This is a genomic window from Paenibacillus terrae HPL-003 (assembly GCF_000235585.1).
Taxonomy (GTDB): domain Bacteria; phylum Bacillota; class Bacilli; order Paenibacillales; family Paenibacillaceae; genus Paenibacillus; species Paenibacillus terrae_B.
In genome coordinates this window covers 783097-804436 of the sequence record NC_016641.1, presented here as the reverse complement: position 1 = coordinate 804436, position 21340 = coordinate 783097, and the positions used below count along the sequence as shown (strand labels likewise).

Genomic DNA, 21340 nt, shown 5'->3' with positions numbered 1-21340 from the left:
CATCGCGTATACTTGTCGTATATTTGAGAGAGTAACGGGTACCTTGCGTTGCAGCCGGAGGGATTGTTAGTGAGTGTGGACCTCAAGGATATCATGTTGTCAAAGTTTGATTACAAAAATGATGAAGACATTGTCGGAGCAGTCCATGAAGGTGATGGGGAAGCGCTGGAGTTCCTGATTAACAAATATCGGAACTTCGTGCGGGCCAAGGCCAGATCCTACTTTTTAATCGGCGCTGATCGCGAGGATATTATTCAGGAGGGCATGATTGGTCTCTACAAATCTATTCGTGATTTTAAGGGAGACAAGTTTGCTTCGTTCAAGGGCTTCGCCGAGCTGTGCATTACAAGACAGATTATTACGGCAATCAAGACGGCCACACGACAAAAGCACATTCCTCTGAATTCCTACGTATCTCTGGACAAGCCCATTTATGATGAAGAGTCGGATCGGACGTTACTGGACGTGATTTGCGGAACACAGGTAAGTGATCCTGAAGAGCTGATTATCAATCAGGAAGAGTTTGTGGGTCTTGAGGACAAGATGTCCGAGATTCTGAGCGAGCTGGAACGAAAGGTACTTATGTTGTATCTGGACGGACGTTCATATCAGGAAATTGCCGAGGACCTTGACCGTCACGTGAAATCTATTGATAATGCGTTGCAACGGGTCAAGCGCAAACTTGAAAAGTATTTGGAAGTAAGGGATAGCTGAAAGTAGAGGCTGGCAGGGAAAAGGCTCGAGTCTGAGTCTTTTTTTATTCGTTAAAGTCAGGATATGCAGGTTTATATGTGTTAAGAATGATTTATACTGAAAAAGATAAATAATAGATATCGCATGGATCTTGGAGAGGTTTTTCAGAGATGACTTTTAAAGGATGAACAGATGTTAAAATGCACCACAGCCGGGACTGAGAAATGTATGCAAACATTCGTTGACATGCAAAACCGCGTGTGATAAAGTGTTTTAGGTAGGCCTAAATTCGCGGTTTTTTTTAGGATCAATTATGAGACTTCCGGTGTTGGATGTCTTCGGGAGGTGCACATCATGCGGGTAATTATTACTTTGGCTTGTACAACATGCAAACAAAGAAATTACACAACGACGAAAAACAAGCGTAATCACCCCGACCGCATGGAGATGAAGAAATTCTGTAAGTCCTGTAACGAACAGACTTCTCATCGGGAAACCAGATAGTTTTTGGAGGTGTAGTCGGCGTGAAACGCAGTTTCAAGTCTCTGTTTTCCTTTTTCTCTGAAAGCTGGGCTGAACTCAAGAAGGTTCGCTGGCCCAATCGTAAAGAACTGACCAACTATACGCTGATTGTCATTGGGACGATTGCGTTTGTCACGATTTATTTTTGGGTTCTCGATATCGGCATTTCCGCTGTGATCGAAGCGATTATCTAGGAAGGGTTCCAGGTGGCTTGATATGGAAAAAAGATGGTACGTCGTTCATACCTATTCAGGGTATGAGAACAAAGTCAAAGCCAATTTGGAGAAACGCGTTGAGTCCATGGGCATGGAGGACAAGATTTTCCGCGTTCTTGTTCCAATGGAAGAAGAACTGGTAACCAAGGACGGTAAGAAAAAGACCGTTATGCGTAAAGTTTACCCTGGTTATGTCTTGGTCGAAATGGTTCAAACCGACGACTCTTGGTATGTTGTGCGCAACACACCAGGTGTTACGGGATTTGTAGGATCAACAGGCTCGGGTTCCAAACCGACAGCTTTGCTTCCAGAAGAAGTTGAACAGATTCTGAAGCATATGGGCATGGTAGAGCCGAAACCGAAGATCGAATTCGATGTTAAGGAATCCGTGCGAATTAAAGTTGGTCCTTTTGCGAATTTTGTGGGCTCCGTGGAAGAAATTTTGGTTGAGAAGAGCAAGCTTAAGGTTCACGTCAACATGTTTGGACGGGAAACCCCGCTTGAGTTGGATTATACTCAGGTGGAGAAAATATAGATTTTTCTTACAGGTTTCTTGTGGGAGGATCATTAGGTCCGTCTACCACTATTGAGTCAAGGAGGTGTCATCCGTGGCAAAAAAGGTAATCAAAATGGTAAAACTGCAGATTCCTGCAGGTAAAGCTAATCCAGCGCCTCCAGTAGGTCCAGCTTTGGGTCAAGCAGGTGTCAACATCATGGCATTCTGTAAAGAGTTCAATGCTCGTACTGCTGATCAAGCAGGCCTGATCATCCCGGTTGAAATTTCGGTGTTTGAAGATCGTTCTTTTACGTTCATCACCAAAACTCCACCGGCTGCTGTGCTGTTGAAAGTTGCTGCTAAAATCGAAAAAGGTTCCGGTGAACCGAACAAAACGAAAGTTGCAACTGTAAATCGCGCTACCGTTCGTCAAATTGCTGAGCAAAAAATGCCTGACCTTAACGCAGCTTCCGTAGAATCGGCAATGCGTATGGTTGAAGGTACTGCTCGCAGCATGGGTATCACCATCGTAGACTAATTTTTATTAGTCTTCGTGTGCCGGCAGTTTGACTGTCCGGCAAGTGTGGGAGGAATATCCGCTAATACCACATAAGGAGGAAAAGATTATGGCTAAACATGGTAAGAAGTACTTGGAAGCCGCTAAGCTGATCGACAGCGAAGCGACTTATGAGCCTTTGGAAGCCGTTGAATTGGTGAAAAAAGGCGCAACTGCTAAATTTGACGAAACTGTTGAAGCAGCAGTCCGTCTGGGCGTAGATTCCCGTAAACAAGACCAGGCTGTTCGTGGTGTTGTTGTCCTGCCGCATGGTACGGGTAAAACACAACGTGTTCTGGTATTTGCAAAAGGTGACAAAGTGAAAGAAGCCGAAGCGGCTGGCGCTGATTTTGTTGGCGATCAAGATATGATCAACAAAATTCAACAAGGCTGGTTCGAATTCGACGTCTGCGTTGCGACACCTGATATGATGAGTGAGGTTGGTAAACTGGGTCGTTTGCTCGGTGGTAAAGGCTTAATGCCAAACCCTAAAGCAGGCACAGTTACTTTCGACGTTGCCAAGGCTGTTCAAGAAATTAAAGCCGGTAAAATCGAATACCGTCTCGACAAAGCGGGTCAAATTCATGCGCCAATCGGCAAAGCTTCCTTCAGTGCTGAACAACTGAACGAGAATCTTAAAGCTTTGATCGAAGCCTTGAACCGTGCGAAGCCAGCGGCTGCTAAAGGTGTATACCTGAAAAACATCGCTATTTCTTCGACTATGGGACCAAGTGCTCGTGTGAACGCATCTGTTTACAAATAATATTTTGATTGACAGGTTCAATTGATTTTGTTATTCTGTAAAAGTTGTGAGTCCGTGTGACTGACCATTAAAGTTGAATATGCTTACCGTAGACAGTAGGTGCCTTCGGGCTTAATTTCCTACCGAGGTGTTATGATAGAACGTTTCATGTGACAGGCTTGTCCTGTCCATGTAGATTTATCAAGCCTTCGTACTCTACGGAGGCTTTTTTCATGCTCATGAAGGTAGCTTTGGACGACCACCGGATAGGTTGGTCGAGCAGAGCGGATAAATTGATCAGGAGGTGTACAGTTTGGCAAATGCAAAAGTGATTCAAGCAAAACAAGAAGCTGTTGAAGTTGTAGCTGCAAAATTGCGCGAGAGCGTAACGACTGTGGTTGCTGACTATCGCGGTCTGAATGTTGCCCAAGTAACTGAGCTGCGTAAGCAGCTTCGCGAAGCCGGAATCGAATTTCAAGTGCTGAAAAACACGCTGCTTCGCCGTGCAACTGCGGTAGCAGAATTGACTGAACTGGACGCAGTATTGACAGGTCCTACTGCAATCGCGTTCGGCAAAGATGATGCAGTGTCTGCAGCTAAAATCTTGAATGATTTCGCTAAGAAAAACACTGCGCTGGAACTGAAAGGTGCAGTTGTAGAAGGCCGTGTTATCGGTGTTGAGGAAATTAAAGCGCTGGCAGAACTGCCATCCCGCGAAGGTCTCCTTTCCATGCTCCTCAGCGTGCTTCAAGCTCCTATGCGCAACTTCGCGCTTGCAGTTAAAGCTGTTGCAGAAAAAGAAGAGCAAAGCGCATAAGTTAGGGATTAAAGCTGCTCTATAGCAGATTGAAACAAAAAAATAAGAATTTAAATGGAGGTTCAACCATGAGTAAAGAGCAAATCTTGGAAGCAATTAAAGGTATGTCCGTATTGGAACTGAACGATCTCGTGAAAGCAATCGAAGAAGAATTCGGCGTAACTGCAGCAGCTCCAGTAGCTGTAGCAGGCGGCGGAGCAGGTGGCGCAGCAGAAGCTGAGCAATCCGAGTTCGACGTAATTTTGACAAGCGCTGGCGCTTCCAAAATCAACGTTATCAAAGCTGTTCGCGAAATCACAGGTCTTGGCCTGAAAGAAGCAAAAGAACTGGTTGACAACGCTCCAAAACCACTGAAAGAAAAAATCGCGAAAGAAGAAGCTGATTCCTTGAAAGCAAAATTGGAAGAAGCAGGCGCTTCCGTAGAAGTGAAATAATTGACTGCTATCTAGCAGACAATGCACTAAAAACAAACCCCTTGAGGTGATCTTCAAGGGGTTTGTTGCTGTAAATCGGCAGTACAAGCATGTCTGAAACGTAATAGTGAAGGCTATGATGGTATTACCAACCGAAGGAGGTGGTCATGAATGTCTGATCATTATTACTCCAAACGGCCAGAAACGGCGCATGAACGGCGGAATCTCGAAACAATGCTGCGGGGGCGGACATACCGTTTTGCCAGCGATTCAGGCGTTTTCTCCAAGCAGGGAATTGATTACGGTAGCCGTGTGCTAATTGAGGCCATGCAGCTTCCTCCGCAAGCTTCGGTGCTGGATGTAGGGTGCGGGTATGGACCGATTGGCTTGACAGCAGCTACGCTTGTACCGAATGGTCACGTTACAATGGTGGATATTAACGAGCGAGCCGTTCAACTTGCAATAGAGAATGCGGAACGGAATGGGATTACCAATGTGACCATAAAGCAAAGCGATCTGTTTGAGAAAGTGAAAGATGATCGTTTTGACGTGATTCTAACGAATCCGCCTATACGTGCGGGTAAGGAAACCGTGCATACCATTTTCGAGCTTGCTTATGAACATTTAAATGAAGGTGGAACTTTGTGGGTGGTTATTCAAAAAAAGCAGGGTGCCCCATCGGCAAGCGCTAAAATCGAGAGCCTTTTCGGACGCGTGGAGGAAGTTACGAAGGATAAAGGTTACCGTATTTTGAAGGCGGAAAAAAAGTTTTAGAAAAATGCAATAGGACCATTGACTTGAATCCTGGTCTGTGATATTATTATAAAATGTCAGTATTAGGATGCCCTTCATGGCTTTAGTTTGTTGAAATGTCAATAGGTTTATGCGTAGAAGGGTATAGAATTTATACCTATTACGTATAATACAATCATTTTGGGCAAATCTACAAGTGATGAAGATCTTCCGGTAAGAGGATTCTGCAGATACGTCGCTCTTTTTTCGAATGCATTCGAGTAAGGGCTTTTCTGTATTTGTGGATTGAATCTTCTGTCTGTGTCTTATTATAAGGTCACAAACAAAGGTTCGCAATGAATTTTTAAAGTGAGTAGACATGAGGGGTGAGTTTAAGTTGGCAGGACATCTTGTTCAATATGGTCGACGCACTCGGCGCAGTTATGCACGTATTAACGAGGTACTCGAGGTTCCGAACCTGATTGAGATCCAGCAAAAATCCTATGATTGGTTTTTGGAGGAAGGATTGCGGGAAATGTTTCGGGATATTTCGCCAATTCAGGATTTCACAGGAAATCTGATTTTGGAGTTTATCGATTATTCTCTCGGAGAACCCAAATATACCGTTGACGACGCAAAGGAACGCGACGTAACGTATGCAGCACCGCTTCGGGTAAAAGTCCGGCTTATTAATAAAGAGACCGGGGAAGTGAAAGAGCAGGAAGTATTCATGGGAGACTTCCCGCTGATGACTGATACGGGTACGTTTATTATTAACGGTGCGGAACGGGTTATTGTCAGCCAGTTGGTTCGCTCTCCCAGCGTCTATTTCAGCACAAAAGTCGACAAGAATGCGAAAACAACATACACCGCAACGGTAATTCCTAACCGGGGGGCTTGGCTCGAACTGGAGATGGATGCGAAGGACATAATCTATGTCCGGATTGACCGTACCCGTAAAATTCCGGTTACGGTGTTGCTGCGTGCGCTTGGCTTTGGCACTGATGCTGAGATTCTGGATTTACTCGGCAATGACGAATATATCCGTAATACTCTTGATAAAGACAACACGGACTCTACGGAAAAAGCGCTGATTGAGATTTATGAGCGTCTTCGTCCGGGTGAGCCACCTACACTGGATAATGCAAAGAGCTTGCTCGTTGCACGTTTCTTTGATCCAAAACGTTATGATCTGGCCAACGTAGGCCGTTACAAAATTAATAAAAAGCTTCACATCAAAAACCGTCTGTTCAATCAACGGCTTGCTGAGACTTTGATTGATACGACAACCGGTGAAATCATCGCTGAAGCAGGGCAAATGGTGGATCGCCGCCTGTTGGACGAGATTTTGGCCCAGCTTGAGGAATCGGTAGGACACCGTACGTATCATGTTGCAACTGGCGTGCTGGAAAGCAACGATATTCCTCTTCAAACGATCGATATATTCTCGCCGATTGAGGATGGTAAAGTTGTAAAACTGATTGCCAACGGAAATATTGATAAATCGGTTAAAAATATTACGCCTGCCGATATTATTTCCTCTATCAGTTATTTTATTAACTTACTTCACGGAATCGGAAGCACGGACGATATTGACCATTTGGGCAACCGTCGTTTGCGCTCTGTCGGTGAATTGCTCCAGAACCAGTTCCGTATCGGTTTATCCCGTATGGAACGCGTGGTGCGCGAAAGAATGTCGATTCAGGATGCAAATGTGATTACGCCGCAGGCGCTGATTAACATACGTCCAGTAATTGCTTCGATTAAGGAGTTCTTTGGTAGCTCCCAGCTCTCCCAGTTTATGGATCAGACGAATCCGCTTGCTGAATTGACACACAAACGCCGTTTGTCCGCACTCGGACCCGGCGGTTTGACACGCGAACGCGCAGGCATGGAAGTGCGTGACGTCCATCCGAGTCACTACGGCCGTATGTGTCCTATCGAGACACCAGAGGGACCAAACATTGGTTTGATCAACTCCTTGTCTACCTTCGCACGTATCAATGAGTACGGATTTATCGAAGCTCCTTATCGTTGGGTAGATCCGAAAACCGGAAAAGTTACAGACCAAATTGATTATCTGACGGCTGATGAAGAAGATAACTACATCGTAGCCCAGGCAAATGAGGAACTGACAGAGGACAGCACCTTTAAAGAGGAAGTTGTCATTGTCCGTTACAACAAGCAGTCTGATAACATCATTCCAATGGCAAGTAGTCGCGTTGACTATATGGACGTATCGCCTAAACAGGTCGTGTCAGTGGCAACTGCACTGATTCCGTTCCTGGAGAACGATGACTCCAACCGTGCGTTGATGGGTTCCAATATGCAACGGCAGGCCGTTCCTTTGTTGATTCCGAAGTCTCCTTTGGTCGGAACAGGAATGGAGCATAAGGCTGCGAAAGATTCCGGGGTATGTATTGTATCCAAATACGACGGTGTGATCGACCGTTCTTCAGCTAACGAAATTTGGCTACGCCGTATCGAAACAGTAGATGGTTCTGAAGTAAAGGGCGACATAGTTAAGTATAAATTACACAAATTTATGCGTTCAAACCAAGGAACATGCATTAACCAACGTCCAATCGTCAACAGAGGCGATGTGGTGAAAGCTGGCGATATTCTCGCAGATGGTCCTTCCACAGAGATGGGCGAGCTGGCATTGGGACGTAACGTTGTCGTTGCCTTCATGACTTGGGAAGGTTACAACTACGAGGATGCGATCCTGCTGAGTGAGAAGCTGGTTAAGGAAGACGTATACACCTCCATTCATATTGAGGAATACGAATCCGAAGCCCGTGACACGAAGCTTGGACCGGAAGAAATCACCCGTGATATTCCGAATGTCGGTGAAGAAGCGCTCCGTAATCTGGATGAGCGTGGAATTATCCGCATAGGTGCCGAAATCGGCGCAGGCGACATTCTCGTTGGTAAAGTAACACCTAAGGGTGTAACGGAGCTTACAGCCGAGGAGCGTCTCTTGCATGCGATCTTCGGTGAGAAGGCACGCGAGGTTCGCGACACTTCTTTGAGAGTTCCTCACGGAACAGACGGGATTGTTGTGGACGTCAAAGTATTTACACGTGAGAATGGTGACGAACTGCCACCAGGCGTGAACCAACTGGTTCGTGTATATATTGCCCAAAAACGTAAAATTTCCGAAGGCGATAAAATGGCCGGACGTCACGGTAACAAGGGTGTCGTTGCCCGTATTTTGCCTGAAGAAGATATGCCGTTCCTGCCGGACGGTACACCAGTACAGGTCGTTTTGAACCCGCTGGGTGTACCTTCACGGATGAACATCGGACAGGTGCTTGAAATTCATCTGGGTATGGCTGCAATGCGTCTTGGTATTCATGTGGCAACGCCGGTATTCGATGGTGCCAAGGAGTATGACGTGTTCGATACGATGGAAGAGGCAGGCATGCAACGCAATGGTAAGACGGTGTTGTATGACGGACGTACGGGTGATCGTTTTGAACGTGAAGTTACTGTCGGTGTCATGCACATGATCAAACTGGCGCACATGGTTGACGATAAAATCCATGCTCGTTCTACAGGTCCTTACTCTCTCGTTACGCAACAGCCATTGGGTGGTAAAGCTCAATTTGGTGGTCAGCGCTTCGGTGAGATGGAAGTATGGGCACTGGAAGCCTACGGCGCGGCTTACACGCTTCAGGAAATTTTGACCGTCAAATCTGATGATGTGGTTGGACGTGTTAAAACATACGAATCCATCGTCAAAGGTGAAAATGTACCTGAACCGGGTGTGCCTGAATCCTTCAAGGTCTTGATCAAAGAGCTGCAAAGCTTGGGTATGGACGTGAAGATTCTGTCCGGAGACGAACAAGAGATCGAAATGAGAGAGCTTGATGATGAAGATGATACAACCAGCGACAAGCTGAGTTTGAATCTGGAAGGCTCTGAGGTTGGCGTAGAGTAGTCTGTCTGCTGACTGAATCATATCAGCTTTGTTATTTATATGCCTCGATCCATTCTCTACAGGATGGATCGAGCTTCTTGATACCGCCCGGTGCTGCCGGGCGGTATCAAACCTAAAAACTCAGGATTTGGTTAAGGAGGGTTGCTCCTTGTTGGACGTTAACAATTTCGAATATATGAAAATCGGGCTTGCTTCCCCCGAAAAGATTCGTTCTTGGTCCCGCGGAGAAGTCAAAAAACCGGAGACGATTAACTATCGTACGCTTAAACCGGAAAAAGAAGGACTATTTTGCGAGAAAATTTTCGGACCTACGAAAGACTGGGAATGTCATTGCGGTAAGTACAAACGCGTGCGCTATAAAGGTGTTGTCTGTGACCGTTGTGGCGTAGAGGTTACCCGTGCTAAGGTTCGTCGTGAACGTATGGGTCACATCGAGCTGGCTGCCCCTGTATCGCATATTTGGTACTTTAAAGGCATTCCGAGCCGTATGGGTCTTGCTCTTGATATGTCTCCAAGATCTCTGGAAGAGATCATTTACTTCGCATCTTATGTTGTAACTGATCCAGGAGATACGCCATTGGAGAAAAAGCAACTTCTGTCCGAGAAAGAATACCGCAGCTACCGTGAAAAATACGGCTACGGATTCCAGGCAGGTATGGGTGCTGAAGCGGTTAAGAAGCTCCTTCAAGATTTGGATATAGACAAAGAACTGGAATTCCTGAAAGAAGAGCTGCGTACAGCTCAAGGACAACGCCGCAACCGTGCGATCAAGCGTCTTGAAGTAATTGAGGCGTTCCGTAACTCCGGTAACCAGCCGGACTGGATGATCATGGACGTGCTGCCTGTTATTCCTCCGGAGCTTCGTCCGATGGTACAGTTGGATGGTGGACGTTTTGCTACCTCTGACCTGAATGACTTGTACCGCCGTGTTATTAACCGTAACAACCGTCTGAAACGCCTGCTAGATCTGGGTGCTCCAGATATTATCGTACAAAATGAAAAACGGATGCTGCAGGAAGCTGTTGACGCCCTGATCGATAATGGTCGTCGTGGCCGCCCTGTTACAGGTCCGGGTAACCGACCTTTGAAATCCCTCAGCCACATGCTGAAAGGTAAACAAGGACGTTTCCGTCAAAACTTGCTTGGAAAACGTGTTGACTACTCCGGTCGTTCCGTTATCGTTGTAGGTCCGTACTTGAAAATGTACCAATGCGGTTTACCGAAAGAAATGGCATTGGAACTGTTCAAGCCTTTTGTCATGAAAGAACTTGTGAACAAAGGCCTTGCACACAACATTAAGAGCGCGAAACGTAAAGTAGAGCGCGTGAGCGCAGAAGTATGGGATGTGCTCGAAGAAGTAATCAAGGAGCACCCGGTTCTTCTGAACCGTGCCCCTACGCTGCATAGACTCGGTATTCAGGCGTTTGAACCGATTTTGGTTGAAGGTCGCGCAATCCGTTTGCATCCGCTCGTATGTACGGCATACAATGCCGACTTTGACGGTGACCAAATGGCGGTTCACGTTCCGTTGTCTGCAGAAGCCCAAGCAGAAGCTCGTTTGCTCATGCTGGCCTCTGGTAACATTTTGAATCCGAAAGACGGCAAGCCAGTTGTTACTCCTTCCCAGGATATGGTCCTTGGTTCTTTCTATCTGACTATGGATAACAAAGAAGAAGAAGGCAGCAACATGATCCTTCGCAACATGAACGAGGCTATATCGGCTTACCAGCGCGGTACAGCGGGTCTTCATGCTCGTGTAGCTATTCCGGTTAAAGCTTTGAATAAAACGAGCTTTACGGAAAAACAACAGGATGCAATGCTGATCACCACGGTTGGTAAAATTATCTTCAATGAAATTTTCCCGGCCAGCTTCCCGTACATCAATGATGCTACCCGTGCAAACCTGCTTTATGGTACTGCTGAGGAGTTCTTTGTTTACGAGAAGGGTGTAAACCTTACAGAAGCGATTCAAAATGCTCCGCAAGCTGGCGGGGTAGGTAAGGATTATCTTGGTAACATTATTGCCCGTTGCTTTGAAACTTACCATACAACAGAAACAGCTGTGATTTTGGATAAAATCAAGCAGCTTGGCTTTACGTATTCTACTCGTGCAGGTGTAACTGTTGCTGTATCGGACGTTATCGTGCCAGTGGAAAAACAAGAAATTCTTAAAGGTTCTGAGGATAAAGCGCAAGTCGTAACGAATCAATACCGTCGTGGTCTGATTACGAACGAGGAACGCTATGACCGGATTATTGATATTTGGTCCAAAGCGAAAGATGATATTACCGAAGTGTTGATGAAGTCCATGGATCGCTATAACTCCATCATGATGATGGTTGACTCCAAAGCACGGGGTAACAAATCACAGATTACCCAGCTCGGTGGTATGCGTGGTCTGATGGCGAATCCATCCGGTCGTATTATCGAGCTTCCAATTAAATCGAACTTCCGTGAAGGTCTGACAGTACTCGAGTACTTCATCTCCACTCACGGAGCGCGTAAAGGTTTGGCGGATACAGCACTTCGTACGGCTGACTCCGGTTACCTGACTCGTCGTCTTGTCGATGTGGCGCAGGATGTTATCGTGCGTGAAGAAGACTGTGGTACGGACAAAGGCTTTACAGTAAGCCGTATTCAGGACGGTAAAGAAGTTATTGAGGACCTGTATGACCGTCTGGAAGGTCGCTATTGCTTTGAAACAGTACGTCATCCGGAGACTGGTGAGATTTTGGCTAGCCGTAACGAATTGATCGATTCTGACAAAGCTGAAGCAATTGTTAAAGCAGGTGTACAAAAGGTTCAAATTCGTTCTGTACTGAGCTGCCGTGCTAAACATGGCGTCTGCAAGAAATGCTACGGTCGCAATCTGGCTACTGGTAAACACGTTGAGATTGGTGAAGCAGTTGGTATTATCGCGGCACAATCCATCGGTGAACCAGGAACCCAGCTTACAATGCGTACATTCCATACAGGCGGTGTAGCGGGCGACGACATTACACAAGGTTTGCCGCGTATTCAGGAGCTTTTCGAAGCACGTAATCCTAAAGGTCAGGCAACCATCAGTGAAATTGACGGTACAGTTAAAGAAGTTCGTGAAGGTAAAGATCGCCGTGAGATTGACATTCAGGGTGAAGCTGAAACGAAAACTTATTCGGTTACGTATGGTTCTCGTCTGCGCGTAAGCGAAGGCATGACTGTTGAAGCCGGGGATGAACTGACAGACGGTTCAATCGACCCTAAAGAAATGCTGCGCATTAAAGGTATTCGCGGGGTACAGAACTATATCCTTCAGGAAGTTCAACGCGTATATCGTAATCAGGGTGTAGAAATCAATGATAAGCACGTGGAAGTTATGATTCGTCAAATGCTGCGTAAAATCCGTATCCTTGATGCGGGGAATACAACGCTGCTTCCAGGCTCCTTTGTTGATGTGCACGAGTATGAAAATGCGAACAAGACAGCGATTCTCAGCGGCCAAGAGCCAGCGGTAGCCAAACCGGTTCTGCTTGGTATCACCAAGGCATCTCTGGAAACTGACTCCTTCTTGTCAGCAGCTTCCTTCCAAGAGACCACACGCGTGCTGACCGATGCAGCTATAAAAGGCAAAGTCGATCAGTTGCTTGGTCTGAAAGAGAACGTTATTATTGGTAAGTTGATCCCTGCAGGTACAGGGATGAACCGTTACCGCAGTGTGAAATTTGCCCAACCAGAAGGGGAGCAATCCTCGTCCGAAGAACTCGAACCGATTTCGGCCGAGTAATATAACGTTAACAAATGGCATGAGGGGCCCGGAACATCGTTCTCTGATGGAGCTTTTAGAAGATTATGCTCTATCAGACGGTGTTCCGGCGCTTTTTTCTTGAAATGAAATGTATTGCTTTGTTAAGTAAACTATAGTCGATAATTTTCTTGACATTGTTTATAGTCAATGCTAATATAGCAAAGGTGCGTGAGCAGCCTATATGCTATTGTGTCTTTTCGGAGGAATGAGATATGTCTAAAGAACAGGGACTGCAAGATGCTCATGTCAAAATCGGTACCAAACAAACCATACGCATGGTCGAATTGGGCTTCGCCTCTGAAGTATATGTGGCGGAAGACGCAGATCCACGTCTCACTTCCAACATCATTGCTTTGTGCAACAAGCAAGGAGTCAAAGTGACTCTTGTAGATACAATGAAAAATCTCGGAGCTGCATGTGGGATTGAAGTGGGAGCTGCTATGGCTGCTATCGTAAAACAATAGGGTAAGGAACGTTTTTGTCTAAGAGAATGATTTCTTGGCGGCAAAGACTTTTCATTTGTTCTTTTATGAACCGCCTGGGTCTGTGGGCTTAGAAATGGTTTGTGAAGCAACAGGAAAAATTGAGGAAGGGGGTGGCAACCACAATGCCAACTATTAACCAACTGGTTCGTAAAGGACGTCAAGCCAAAATCGAGAAATCGAAATCACCGGCTTTGCAAAAAGGATTTAATGCCTTGAAACGTGAAGCTACCGACATCAGTGCCCCGCAAAAACGCGGAGTATGCACTCGTGTAGGTACTATGACTCCAAAAAAACCAAACTCCGCACTTCGTAAATATGCTCGTGTTCGTTTGACGAACCGTGTAGAGGTGACTGCTTACATTCCGGGTATCGGACACAACCTGCAAGAACACAGCGTAGTGCTGATTCGCGGGGGTCGTGTAAAAGACCTTCCGGGTGTACGTTACCATATCGTTCGCGGTGCTTTGGATACTGCAGGCGTAAACAACCGCATGCAAGCTCGTTCCAAATACGGCGCAAAACGCCCTAAAGCTAAAAAATCCTAATGAATTTGAACCGAATAAATTGGTTTAACATGTAAGAAAGGGGGATATCCATGCCACGCAAAGGTCCAGTTACCAAAAGAGACGTGTTGCCAGATCCGGTATATAACAGCAAGTTGGTTACCCGCCTGATCAACCGCATCATGCTCGACGGAAAACGAGGCGTTGCTCAAAGCATTCTGTACAATGCGTTCAAGCTTATCCAAGAACGTACGGGGAATGACCCGATGGAAGTTTTTGAAGCAGCTATCAAGAATATCATGCCAGTCCTGGAAGTTAAAGCACGCCGTGTCGGCGGTGCCAACTACCAAGTACCAATCGAGGTAAAACCAGAAAGACGTACTTCCCTGGGTTTACGTTGGCTCGTAAACTACTCCCGCAACCGCGGCGAGAAAACTATGGAAGAGCGTTTGGCAGCTGAGATTATCGACGCTTCCAACAACACAGGCGCTTCCGTGAAGAAACGCGAAGATACGCACAAAATGGCTGAAGCGAACAAAGCGTTTGCTCACTATCGTTGGTAGGATTCAGCTCAAAAAAATAACTTCAATTTTGAAGGGAGACCCATTTCATGGCAAGAGAGTTCTCCTTGACGAATACACGTAATATCGGGATCATGGCTCATATTGACGCGGGTAAAACCACAACAACAGAGCGGATCTTGTTCTACACAGGACGTACGCACAAAATCGGTGAAGTTCACGAAGGCGCTGCGACAATGGACTGGATGGAACAAGAACAAGAGCGCGGAATCACGATTACTTCCGCTGCGACGACCGCTGCCTGGAAAGGTCACCGCGTCAATATCATCGACACCCCGGGGCACGTTGACTTCACTGTTGAAGTTGAACGTTCCCTTCGTGTATTGGACGGAGCAGTTGGTGTTTTCAGTGCGAAAGAAGGCGTTGAGCCTCAGTCCGAAACCGTATGGAGACAGGCTGATCGCTACGGCGTTCCACGGATCGCATATGTAAACAAAATGGATATCATTGGTGCTGACTTCCTGAATGTTGTCTCCGATATGCGTGATCGCCTTCAAGCGAACGCAGTTGCGATTCAATTGCCAATCGGCGCAGAAAATGATTTTACTGGTATCATCGATATCGTTGAACAAAAAGCTCATATGTACAAAGATGATCTTGGTCAAGATATCGAAGAAACTGAAATTCCTGCGGAATTCAAAGATAAAGTTGAAGAACTCCGTAATGAATTGATCGAGAAGGTTGCTGAACTGGACGAAGACTTGACAATGAAGTACCTGGAAGGCGAAGAAATTTCGGTTGCCGAAATTAAAGCCGCTCTCCGTAAAGGTGTTGTAGAAGTTAAAATCTTCCCAGTTATCTGTGGATCTTCTTACCGTAACAAAGGTGTTCAGCTGATGCTGGATGCTGTTCTCGATTACTTGCCGGCTCCTACTGACGTGCCAAGTATTCAAGGACATTTGGAAGATGGTACGGAAGTTGAACGTCACTCTTCCGATGAAGAGCCATTCTCCGCATTGGCCTTCAAAATCATGACGGATCCTTACGTTGGTAAGCTGACATTCTTCCGCGTATACTCCGGTGTTCTTCAATCCGGTTCATACGTATTGAATGCAACAAAAGGCAAGCGCGAACGTATCGGACGTATTCTTCAAATGCATGCGAACAGCCGTCAAGAAATCACTGTAGTTTACTCCGGTGATATTGCGGCAGCCGTAGGTTTGAAAGATACAGGTACAGGTGATACACTGTGTGATGAGAAGAGTCCAGTTATTCTCGAGTCCATGAATTTCCCTGATCCGGTTATCGAAATCGCGGTTGAGCCTAAAACCAAAGCTGACCAAGATAAAATGTCTGTTGCCCTCGGTAAATTGACCGAAGAAGATCCAACTCTTCGCGCTCATACTAACGAAGAAACAGGCCAAACGATCTTGGCTGGTATGGGTGAGCTTCACCTTGATATCATCATCGACCGTATGCGTCGTGAGTTTAAGGTGGAAACCAATGTGGGTAAACCACAGGTTGCTTACCGTGAGACGTTCCGTGCTCCAGCACGTGTCGAAGGTAAATTCGTTCGTCAATCCGGTGGTCGTGGTCAATATGGTCACGTATGGGTTGAGTTCGAACCACTTGAGCCAGGTACTGGTAGCCAATTCGAAAGTAAGGTAGTCGGTGGCTCTGTTCCTAGAGAGTACATTGCACCTGCTCTTGCCGGTATTGAGGAACAAATGAAAAACGGCGTTATTGCAGGCTTCCCGCTTGTTGACGTTAAAGCTACAATCGTGGACGGATCATACCATGATGTCGATTCCAACGAGATGGCGTTTAAAATTGCCGGATCAATGGCGCTGAAAGCAGCGAAAGACAAATGTAAACCAGTATTGCTTGAGCCGATTATGAAAGTTGAAGTAACGGTTCCTGAGGAATACATGGGTGACGTAATGGGTATGTTGAACTCCCGTCGCGGACGGATTGAAGGTATGGACTCCCGCAGTGGAGCTCAGATCATTCGTGCGAAGGTGCCTTTGTCCGAGATGTTTGGATACTCGACAACACTTCGTTCCGGTACGCAAGGACGCGGTGTGTTCTCCATGGAGCTTTCTCATTATGAAGAAGTTCCGAAGAGCATTGCTGAAGAGATCGTTGCCAAAACTAAAGGCGGCGAGTAATACAATGTATCAGCTGATCGGTATACCCAAGGTTCGCCCATGAGGAATCCGACAGCCTAAAAATAAAACAAGTTATTGAGGAGGAATTGTTCAAATGGCAAAGGCTAAGTTTGAACGTAACAAACCGCACGTTAACATCGGTACTATTGGTCACGTCGATCATGGTAAAACTACTTTGACTGCTGCAATCACAACTGTATTGTCCAAAACTTACGGTGGTGCTGCTGTAGCATTCGACCAAATCGATAAAGCTCCAGAAGAGCGCGAGCGCGGTATCACAATCTCCACAGCACACGTGGAATATGAAACACCGAACCGTCACTATGCACACGTTGACTGCCCAGGTCACGCCGACTATGTTAAAAACATGATCACTGGTGCTGCTCAAATGGACGGAGCAATCCTGGTTGTATCCGCAGCTGACGGCCCAATGCCACAAACTCGCGAACACATCCTGTTGTCCCGCCAAGTAGGCGTTCCTTACATCGTTGTATTCCTGAACAAATGCGACATGGTGGAAGACGAAGAGTTGCTGGAACTGGTTGAAATGGAAGTTCGCGACTTGCTGAGTGAGTATGACTTCCCAGGCGATGACACACCAATCACTCGTGGTTCCGCTCGTGAAGCACTGCAAAACCCAGAAGGTGACTGGGCTAAGAAAATCGTTGAAATGTTCGAAACAATCGACACTTACATCCCAACTCCAGAACGCGACACTGACAAGCCTTTCTTGATGCCTGTCGAGGACGTATTCTCCATCACAGGTCGTGGTACTGTTGCTACAGGCCGTGTAGAACGTGGTACAGTTAAAGTGGGCGACGAAATCGAAATCATCGGTATTCAAGAAGAGTCCCGTAAATCCGTAGTAACAGGCGTGGAAATGTTCCGCAAATTGCTTGACTCCGCTCAAGCTGGCGACAACATCGGCGCATTGCTTCGCGGTGTAGATCGTGCACAAATCGAACGTGGCCAAGTTTTGGCTAAGCCAGGTTCTGTTAACCCACATACAGAATTCTCTGCTCAAATCTACGTTTTGACTAAAGAAGAGGGTGGACGTCACAAACCTTTCTTCACTGGTTACCGTCCACAGTTCTACTTCCGTACAACTGACGTAACTGGTATTATCACTTTGCCAGAAGGTTCTGAAATGGTAATGCCTGGTGATAACATCACAGTTACTGTTCAACTGATCAACCCAATCGCTATCGAAGAAGGAACTAAGTTCTCTATTCGTGAAGGTGGACGTACAGTTGGCGCTGGTGCGGTAGCAACAATCTCTAAATAAGAAGGCTTTAGCCTTTAAATAAAGCAACATTGTACTGGAACGAGTAACATTGTATTGGAACGGAGCTAAAGAAGCCCCCGCCCTAGTGCGGGGGCTTTTCTCTTGAATAAATCGCGAGCTGCGAGTACAATTGTATCTTTTGAAAATAAGATGCATTGTTTTTTCGTTTTTGCTTGCAATAGGCAGAACTATTAGATATAATAACTAATGTTGTTTGTGACTGTGCGATGATGTGAGAGGTTACTGACACACCCGGCCCCTTTGCCATGGGAGGGATGTCGGAAAATTTTCACGGAGTATGTCCGATACCAAATTGGGCGATAGAAGGAGGGACTAAAATGGCAAAGCAAAAGATTCGTATTCGTTTGAAAGCTTACGACCACAGAATTCTTGATCAATCCGCTGAGAAAATTGTTGAAACAGCTAAACGTTCGGGCGCAGGTGTATCCGGACCAATTCCGCTACCAACTGAAAAACAAATCATTACTATTCTCCGTGCGGTACACAAGTACAAGGATTCCCGGGAGCAGTTCGAAATGCGCACACATAAGCGTCTGATCGACATTGTTAACCCGACTCCACAAACTGTGGATGCCTTGATGCGCTTGGACCTGCCGTCCGGTGTAGATATCGAAATTAAATTGTAATTTGTATTAGGAAAAGAAAAGAGGTGTCAACATGAAAGGTATCTTAGGAAAAAAACTCGGAATGACTCAAGTGTTCACCCCTGAAGGTAACGTACTTGCTGTTACGGTTATCGAAGCGGGCCCTTGTGTTGTTCTGCAAAAGAAAGATCTGGAAAACGATGGATACGAAGCTATTCAACTCGGTTTCTCTGATAAAAAAGAAAAAAGATCCAATAAACCTGAAGCAGGACATGCTAAAAAAGCAAATACTGCACCTAAGCGCTACGTTCGTGAACTTCGTGGCATCGACCTTGCTGCGTACGAGGTTGGCCAAGAACTGAAGGCTGATGTCTTCACAGAAGGCGAATTCGTTGACGTAACAGGTATTTCTAAAGGTAAAGGTTTTGCCGGCGTTATCAAACGTTGGGGACAAAGCCGCGGACCAATGGCACACGGCTCGCGTTACCACAGAGGTCCAGGTTCGATGGGCTCCATTCAAGCTAACCGCGTTCCTAAAGGTAAACACCTGCCAGGACACATGGGGCATGAAACGGTAACGATCCAACGCCTTGAAGTTGTTAAGATCGATACAGAACGTAATGTATTGCTCGTGAAAGGCTCTATTCCAGGCCCTAAAAACAGCTTCGTTAAAGTATTAGAAACGGTGAAAAAATAAACAACTGAAGAAAGGAGGAACACGAAATGCCAAAAGTAGCACTTTTTAATATTAGCGGCAGCCAAGTTGGCGAAATTGAATTGAACGATGCAGTATTCGGTATCGAACCGAATAAACACGTTCTTCATGACGCTGTTGTTATGCAATTGGCTTCCCTGCGTCAAGGTACTCACAAAGTAAAAGGACGTTCTGAAGTACGTGGTGGCGGACGTAAACCTTGGAAACAAAAAGGTACTGGCCGCGCTCGTCAAGGTTCGATCCGTGCACCGCAATGGGTTGGTGGCGGTACTGTATTTGGTCCGACTCCACGCAGCTATGCTTACAAATTGCCTAAAAAGGTTCGTCGCTTGGCGATCAAATCGGCTTTGTCTTCTAAAGTGATTGAGAATGAAATTATCGTATTGGACGCTCTTACACTGAACGGACCTAAAACGAAAGAATTCGCAGCCATTTTGAACAACCTTAAAGCTGACCGTAAAGCATTGATTGTAGCTCCTAGCTATGATGATAATGTGGCTCTGTCCGCTCGTAATATTCCTGGTGTGAAGTTTGTGGCCGCAGATGGCATTAATGTTCTTGACGTGCTTGGACACGACAAACTGATCATTACGAAGGAAGCAGTTCAGAAGGTAGAGGAGGTGCTCGCGTAATGAAGGATCCTCGTGATATTATCAAACGTCCGGTTATCACCGAACGTACGGCTGGTATGATGAATGACTTGAAATACGTTTTCGAGGTAGACATTCGTTCCAATAAAGTCGAAGTTAAAAAAGCAATCGAAGCGATCTTTAACGTGAAAGTAAGTAGCGTAAATACGCTTCGTGTTCCTGCAAAACCAAAACGCTACGGACGTCATTCCGGCTATACGAGCGAGTGGAAAAAAGCGTTCGTAACGCTGAGCAAAGACAGTAAGCCGCTTGAGTTTTTTGAGACGGTATAATTGAAACTGTAAAGTAAGGAGGGAAACTCAGTGCCAATTAAAAAGTATAAACCGACGTCCCCAGCCAGACGCGCTATGTCTGTATCTACTTTCGAGGAGATCACAACTAATCAGCCCGAGAAATCGTTGCTGGCGCCTCTGAGTAAGCAAGCTGGACGTAATAACCAAGGTAAAATTACGGTTCGTCATCATGGCGGCGGACACAAACGTAAATACCGTATTATTGACTTCAAACGTAACAAAGATGGAATACCGGGCCGCGTTGCTACGATCGAATATGATCCAAACCGTACGTCTAACATCGCACTTATCCACTATGTGGATGGTGAAAAACGTTATATCATCGCTCCTAAAGGCTTGAAAGTAGGGGACGAAGTGGTTTCCGGCGTAGGTGCCGATATTAAAATCGGTAACTCTTTGCCTTTGGAGAACATTCCAGTGGGTACGGTTATCCACAACATCGAATTGAAACCGGGCAAAGGTGGTCAACTCGTTCGCGCTGCCGGTACGGAAGCCCAGCTTCTTGGTAAAGAAGAGAAGTATGTAACAATTCGTTTGACTTCTGGTGAAGTTCGTCGCGTTCTGAAAGTTTGCCGCGCTACAATCGGTTCTGTTGGTAACGAAGACCATGAATTGGTGAAGATCGGTAAAGCCGGACGTAGCCGTTGGTTGGGACAACGTCCTGAAGTTCGTGGTGTTGTTATGAACCCTAACGATCACCCACACGGTGGTGGTGAAGGTCGTGCTCCAATTGGACGTAAATCTCCAATGTCTCCATGGGGTAAACCAACTCTTGGTTACAAAACACGTAAAAAAGGCAAAGCATCTGATAAATACATCGTTCGTCGTCGTACTAAGTAATAAGACGTGCGCTTAAGTCGCACGTTAACATATTAAGGAACGACAACGTTTTAACGAAGGGAGGATTCATACATGGGTCGCAGTCTCAAAAAAGGACCATTCATTGATGGTTACTTGCTGAAAAAAGTAGAGGTTTTGAACGAATCGGACAAAAAAGTTGTGATCAAAACTTGGTCCCGTCGCTCTACGATTTTCCCACAATTTATCGGACACACGTTTGGTGTATACGATGGTCGTAAACACGTGCCAGTATACGTAACGGAAGATATGGTCGGACACAAGTTGGGCGAATTCGCTCCAACACGTACCTATAAAGGCCATACGGATGACGATAAGAAAACAAGAAGATAATCAACACAGCG

The 21340-nt window shown here is 46.1% G+C and carries 22 protein-coding genes and 1 other annotated feature; all 22 genes read left to right on the top strand.

The genetic code is table 11. The features are described from left to right. Positions 1-69 precede the first annotated feature (69 nt). Complete coding sequence (gene sigH / locus HPL003_RS03960) at positions 70-714, top strand: RNA polymerase sporulation sigma factor SigH (RefSeq protein WP_014278325.1); 645 nt, start codon at positions 70-72, stop codon at positions 712-714. Positions 715-1047: 333 nt separating this feature from the next. After that, positions 1048-1197, top strand: coding sequence for a 50S ribosomal protein L33 (rpmG, locus tag HPL003_RS27305; protein WP_023990562.1), 150 nt, complete (start codon positions 1048-1050; stop codon positions 1195-1197). A gap of 20 nt (positions 1198-1217) precedes the next feature. Further along, positions 1218-1409: a preprotein translocase subunit SecE gene (gene secE / locus HPL003_RS03955; RefSeq protein WP_013312170.1), complete on the top strand. Its 192-nt coding sequence runs from the start codon at positions 1218-1220 to the stop codon at positions 1407-1409. Between the two features lie 22 nt (positions 1410-1431). Further along, on the top strand, positions 1432-1965 hold the full coding sequence (nusG, locus tag HPL003_RS03950; protein ID WP_014278324.1) for a transcription termination/antitermination protein NusG: 534 nt from the start codon (positions 1432-1434) through the stop codon (positions 1963-1965). 73 nt (positions 1966-2038) lie between these two features. Further along, positions 2039-2464: a 50S ribosomal protein L11 gene (gene rplK / locus HPL003_RS03945; protein ID WP_014278323.1), complete on the top strand. Its 426-nt coding sequence runs from the start codon at positions 2039-2041 to the stop codon at positions 2462-2464. Between the two features lie 88 nt (positions 2465-2552). Continuing rightward, positions 2553-3245, top strand: coding sequence for a 50S ribosomal protein L1 (gene rplA, locus HPL003_RS03940; RefSeq protein WP_014278322.1), 693 nt, complete (start codon positions 2553-2555; stop codon positions 3243-3245). A gap of 68 nt (positions 3246-3313) precedes the next feature. Beyond that, positions 3314-3465 (top strand) — a sequence feature (ribosomal protein L10 leader region). A 72-nt stretch (positions 3466-3537) separates the two neighbouring features. Next, entirely contained in the window at positions 3538-4041 is a 504-nt protein-coding gene (gene rplJ / locus HPL003_RS03935; protein WP_014278321.1) for a 50S ribosomal protein L10, read from the top strand. A gap of 68 nt (positions 4042-4109) precedes the next feature. Next, positions 4110-4475 (top strand): 50S ribosomal protein L7/L12, encoded by a 366-nt coding sequence (gene rplL / locus HPL003_RS03930; protein ID WP_014278320.1) that lies wholly within the window; start codon positions 4110-4112, stop codon positions 4473-4475. Positions 4476-4625: 150 nt separating this feature from the next. Beyond that, complete coding sequence (locus HPL003_RS03925) at positions 4626-5228, top strand: class I SAM-dependent methyltransferase (RefSeq protein ID WP_014278319.1); 603 nt, start codon at positions 4626-4628, stop codon at positions 5226-5228. A 355-nt stretch (positions 5229-5583) separates the two neighbouring features. Further along, the gene (rpoB, locus tag HPL003_RS03920) at positions 5584-9129 is read left to right on the top strand and encodes a DNA-directed RNA polymerase subunit beta (RefSeq protein ID WP_014278318.1); all 3546 of its coding nucleotides are present in this window, start codon (positions 5584-5586) and stop codon (positions 9127-9129) included. 148 nt (positions 9130-9277) lie between these two features. Beyond that, entirely contained in the window at positions 9278-12892 is a 3615-nt protein-coding gene (rpoC, locus tag HPL003_RS03915; RefSeq protein WP_014278317.1) for a DNA-directed RNA polymerase subunit beta', read from the top strand. A gap of 233 nt (positions 12893-13125) precedes the next feature. Then, positions 13126-13377 carry a ribosomal L7Ae/L30e/S12e/Gadd45 family protein gene (locus HPL003_RS03910; protein WP_014278316.1) on the top strand — a complete coding sequence of 84 codons (252 nt, stop codon included), beginning with the start codon at positions 13126-13128 and terminating at the stop codon, positions 13375-13377. Between the two features lie 143 nt (positions 13378-13520). Continuing rightward, complete coding sequence (rpsL, locus tag HPL003_RS03905) at positions 13521-13943, top strand: 30S ribosomal protein S12 (protein WP_007432587.1); 423 nt, start codon at positions 13521-13523, stop codon at positions 13941-13943. A gap of 50 nt (positions 13944-13993) precedes the next feature. After that, complete coding sequence (gene rpsG / locus HPL003_RS03900; RefSeq protein ID WP_007432586.1) at positions 13994-14464, top strand: 30S ribosomal protein S7; 471 nt, start codon at positions 13994-13996, stop codon at positions 14462-14464. A 47-nt stretch (positions 14465-14511) separates the two neighbouring features. Next, on the top strand, positions 14512-16590 hold the full coding sequence (gene fusA / locus HPL003_RS03895) for an elongation factor G (protein WP_014278315.1): 2079 nt from the start codon (positions 14512-14514) through the stop codon (positions 16588-16590). Positions 16591-16684: 94 nt separating this feature from the next. Next, positions 16685-17875 carry an elongation factor Tu gene (gene tuf / locus HPL003_RS03890; protein WP_010348813.1) on the top strand — a complete coding sequence of 397 codons (1191 nt, stop codon included), beginning with the start codon at positions 16685-16687 and terminating at the stop codon, positions 17873-17875. A gap of 338 nt (positions 17876-18213) precedes the next feature. Further along, positions 18214-18522 (top strand): 30S ribosomal protein S10, encoded by a 309-nt coding sequence (rpsJ, locus tag HPL003_RS03885; RefSeq protein ID WP_005544556.1) that lies wholly within the window; start codon positions 18214-18216, stop codon positions 18520-18522. A 31-nt stretch (positions 18523-18553) separates the two neighbouring features. Then, the gene (gene rplC, locus HPL003_RS03880) at positions 18554-19177 is read left to right on the top strand and encodes a 50S ribosomal protein L3 (RefSeq protein ID WP_013312161.1); all 624 of its coding nucleotides are present in this window, start codon (positions 18554-18556) and stop codon (positions 19175-19177) included. 26 nt (positions 19178-19203) lie between these two features. Next, positions 19204-19827: a 50S ribosomal protein L4 gene (rplD, locus tag HPL003_RS03875; protein WP_013312160.1), complete on the top strand. Its 624-nt coding sequence runs from the start codon at positions 19204-19206 to the stop codon at positions 19825-19827. Next, the gene (rplW, locus tag HPL003_RS03870; RefSeq protein ID WP_014278314.1) at positions 19827-20117 is read left to right on the top strand and encodes a 50S ribosomal protein L23; all 291 of its coding nucleotides are present in this window, start codon (positions 19827-19829) and stop codon (positions 20115-20117) included. The genes rplD and rplW overlap by 1 nt, the downstream gene beginning before the upstream one ends. Positions 20118-20147: 30 nt before the next feature. Next, a complete protein-coding gene (gene rplB / locus HPL003_RS03865; protein WP_014278313.1) occupies positions 20148-20978 on the top strand; it encodes a 50S ribosomal protein L2 in 831 nt (276 codons plus the stop codon). A gap of 72 nt (positions 20979-21050) precedes the next feature. After that, positions 21051-21329 carry a 30S ribosomal protein S19 gene (gene rpsS, locus HPL003_RS03860; RefSeq protein ID WP_007432579.1) on the top strand — a complete coding sequence of 93 codons (279 nt, stop codon included), beginning with the start codon at positions 21051-21053 and terminating at the stop codon, positions 21327-21329. Positions 21330-21340: the final 11 nt, after the last annotated feature.

What these genes read in the sequence shown, in the direction of transcription:
- rpsL (WP_007432587.1), top strand. Translation starts at nt 13,521, where the DNA reads ATGCCAACTATTAACCAACTGGTTCGTAAAGGACGTCAAGCCAAAATC.
- rpmG (WP_023990562.1), top strand. Translation starts at nt 1,048, where the DNA reads ATGCGGGTAATTATTACTTTGGCTTGTACAACATGCAAACAAAGAAAT.
- rplD (WP_013312160.1), top strand. Translation starts at nt 19,204, where the DNA reads ATGCCAAAAGTAGCACTTTTTAATATTAGCGGCAGCCAAGTTGGCGAA.
- rpsS (WP_007432579.1), top strand. Translation starts at nt 21,051, where the DNA reads ATGGGTCGCAGTCTCAAAAAAGGACCATTCATTGATGGTTACTTGCTG.
- rpsG (WP_007432586.1), top strand. Translation starts at nt 13,994, where the DNA reads ATGCCACGCAAAGGTCCAGTTACCAAAAGAGACGTGTTGCCAGATCCG.
- rplA (WP_014278322.1), top strand. Translation starts at nt 2,553, where the DNA reads ATGGCTAAACATGGTAAGAAGTACTTGGAAGCCGCTAAGCTGATCGAC.
- rplC (WP_013312161.1), top strand. Translation starts at nt 18,554, where the DNA reads ATGAAAGGTATCTTAGGAAAAAAACTCGGAATGACTCAAGTGTTCACC.
- rplW (WP_014278314.1), top strand. Translation starts at nt 19,827, where the DNA reads ATGAAGGATCCTCGTGATATTATCAAACGTCCGGTTATCACCGAACGT.
- fusA (WP_014278315.1), top strand. Translation starts at nt 14,512, where the DNA reads ATGGCAAGAGAGTTCTCCTTGACGAATACACGTAATATCGGGATCATG.
- HPL003_RS03910 (WP_014278316.1), top strand. Translation starts at nt 13,126, where the DNA reads ATGTCTAAAGAACAGGGACTGCAAGATGCTCATGTCAAAATCGGTACC.
- rpsJ (WP_005544556.1), top strand. Translation starts at nt 18,214, where the DNA reads ATGGCAAAGCAAAAGATTCGTATTCGTTTGAAAGCTTACGACCACAGA.
- HPL003_RS03925 (WP_014278319.1), top strand. Translation starts at nt 4,626, where the DNA reads ATGTCTGATCATTATTACTCCAAACGGCCAGAAACGGCGCATGAACGG.
- rplL (WP_014278320.1), top strand. Translation starts at nt 4,110, where the DNA reads ATGAGTAAAGAGCAAATCTTGGAAGCAATTAAAGGTATGTCCGTATTG.
- tuf (WP_010348813.1), top strand. Translation starts at nt 16,685, where the DNA reads ATGGCAAAGGCTAAGTTTGAACGTAACAAACCGCACGTTAACATCGGT.
- nusG (WP_014278324.1), top strand. Translation starts at nt 1,432, where the DNA reads ATGGAAAAAAGATGGTACGTCGTTCATACCTATTCAGGGTATGAGAAC.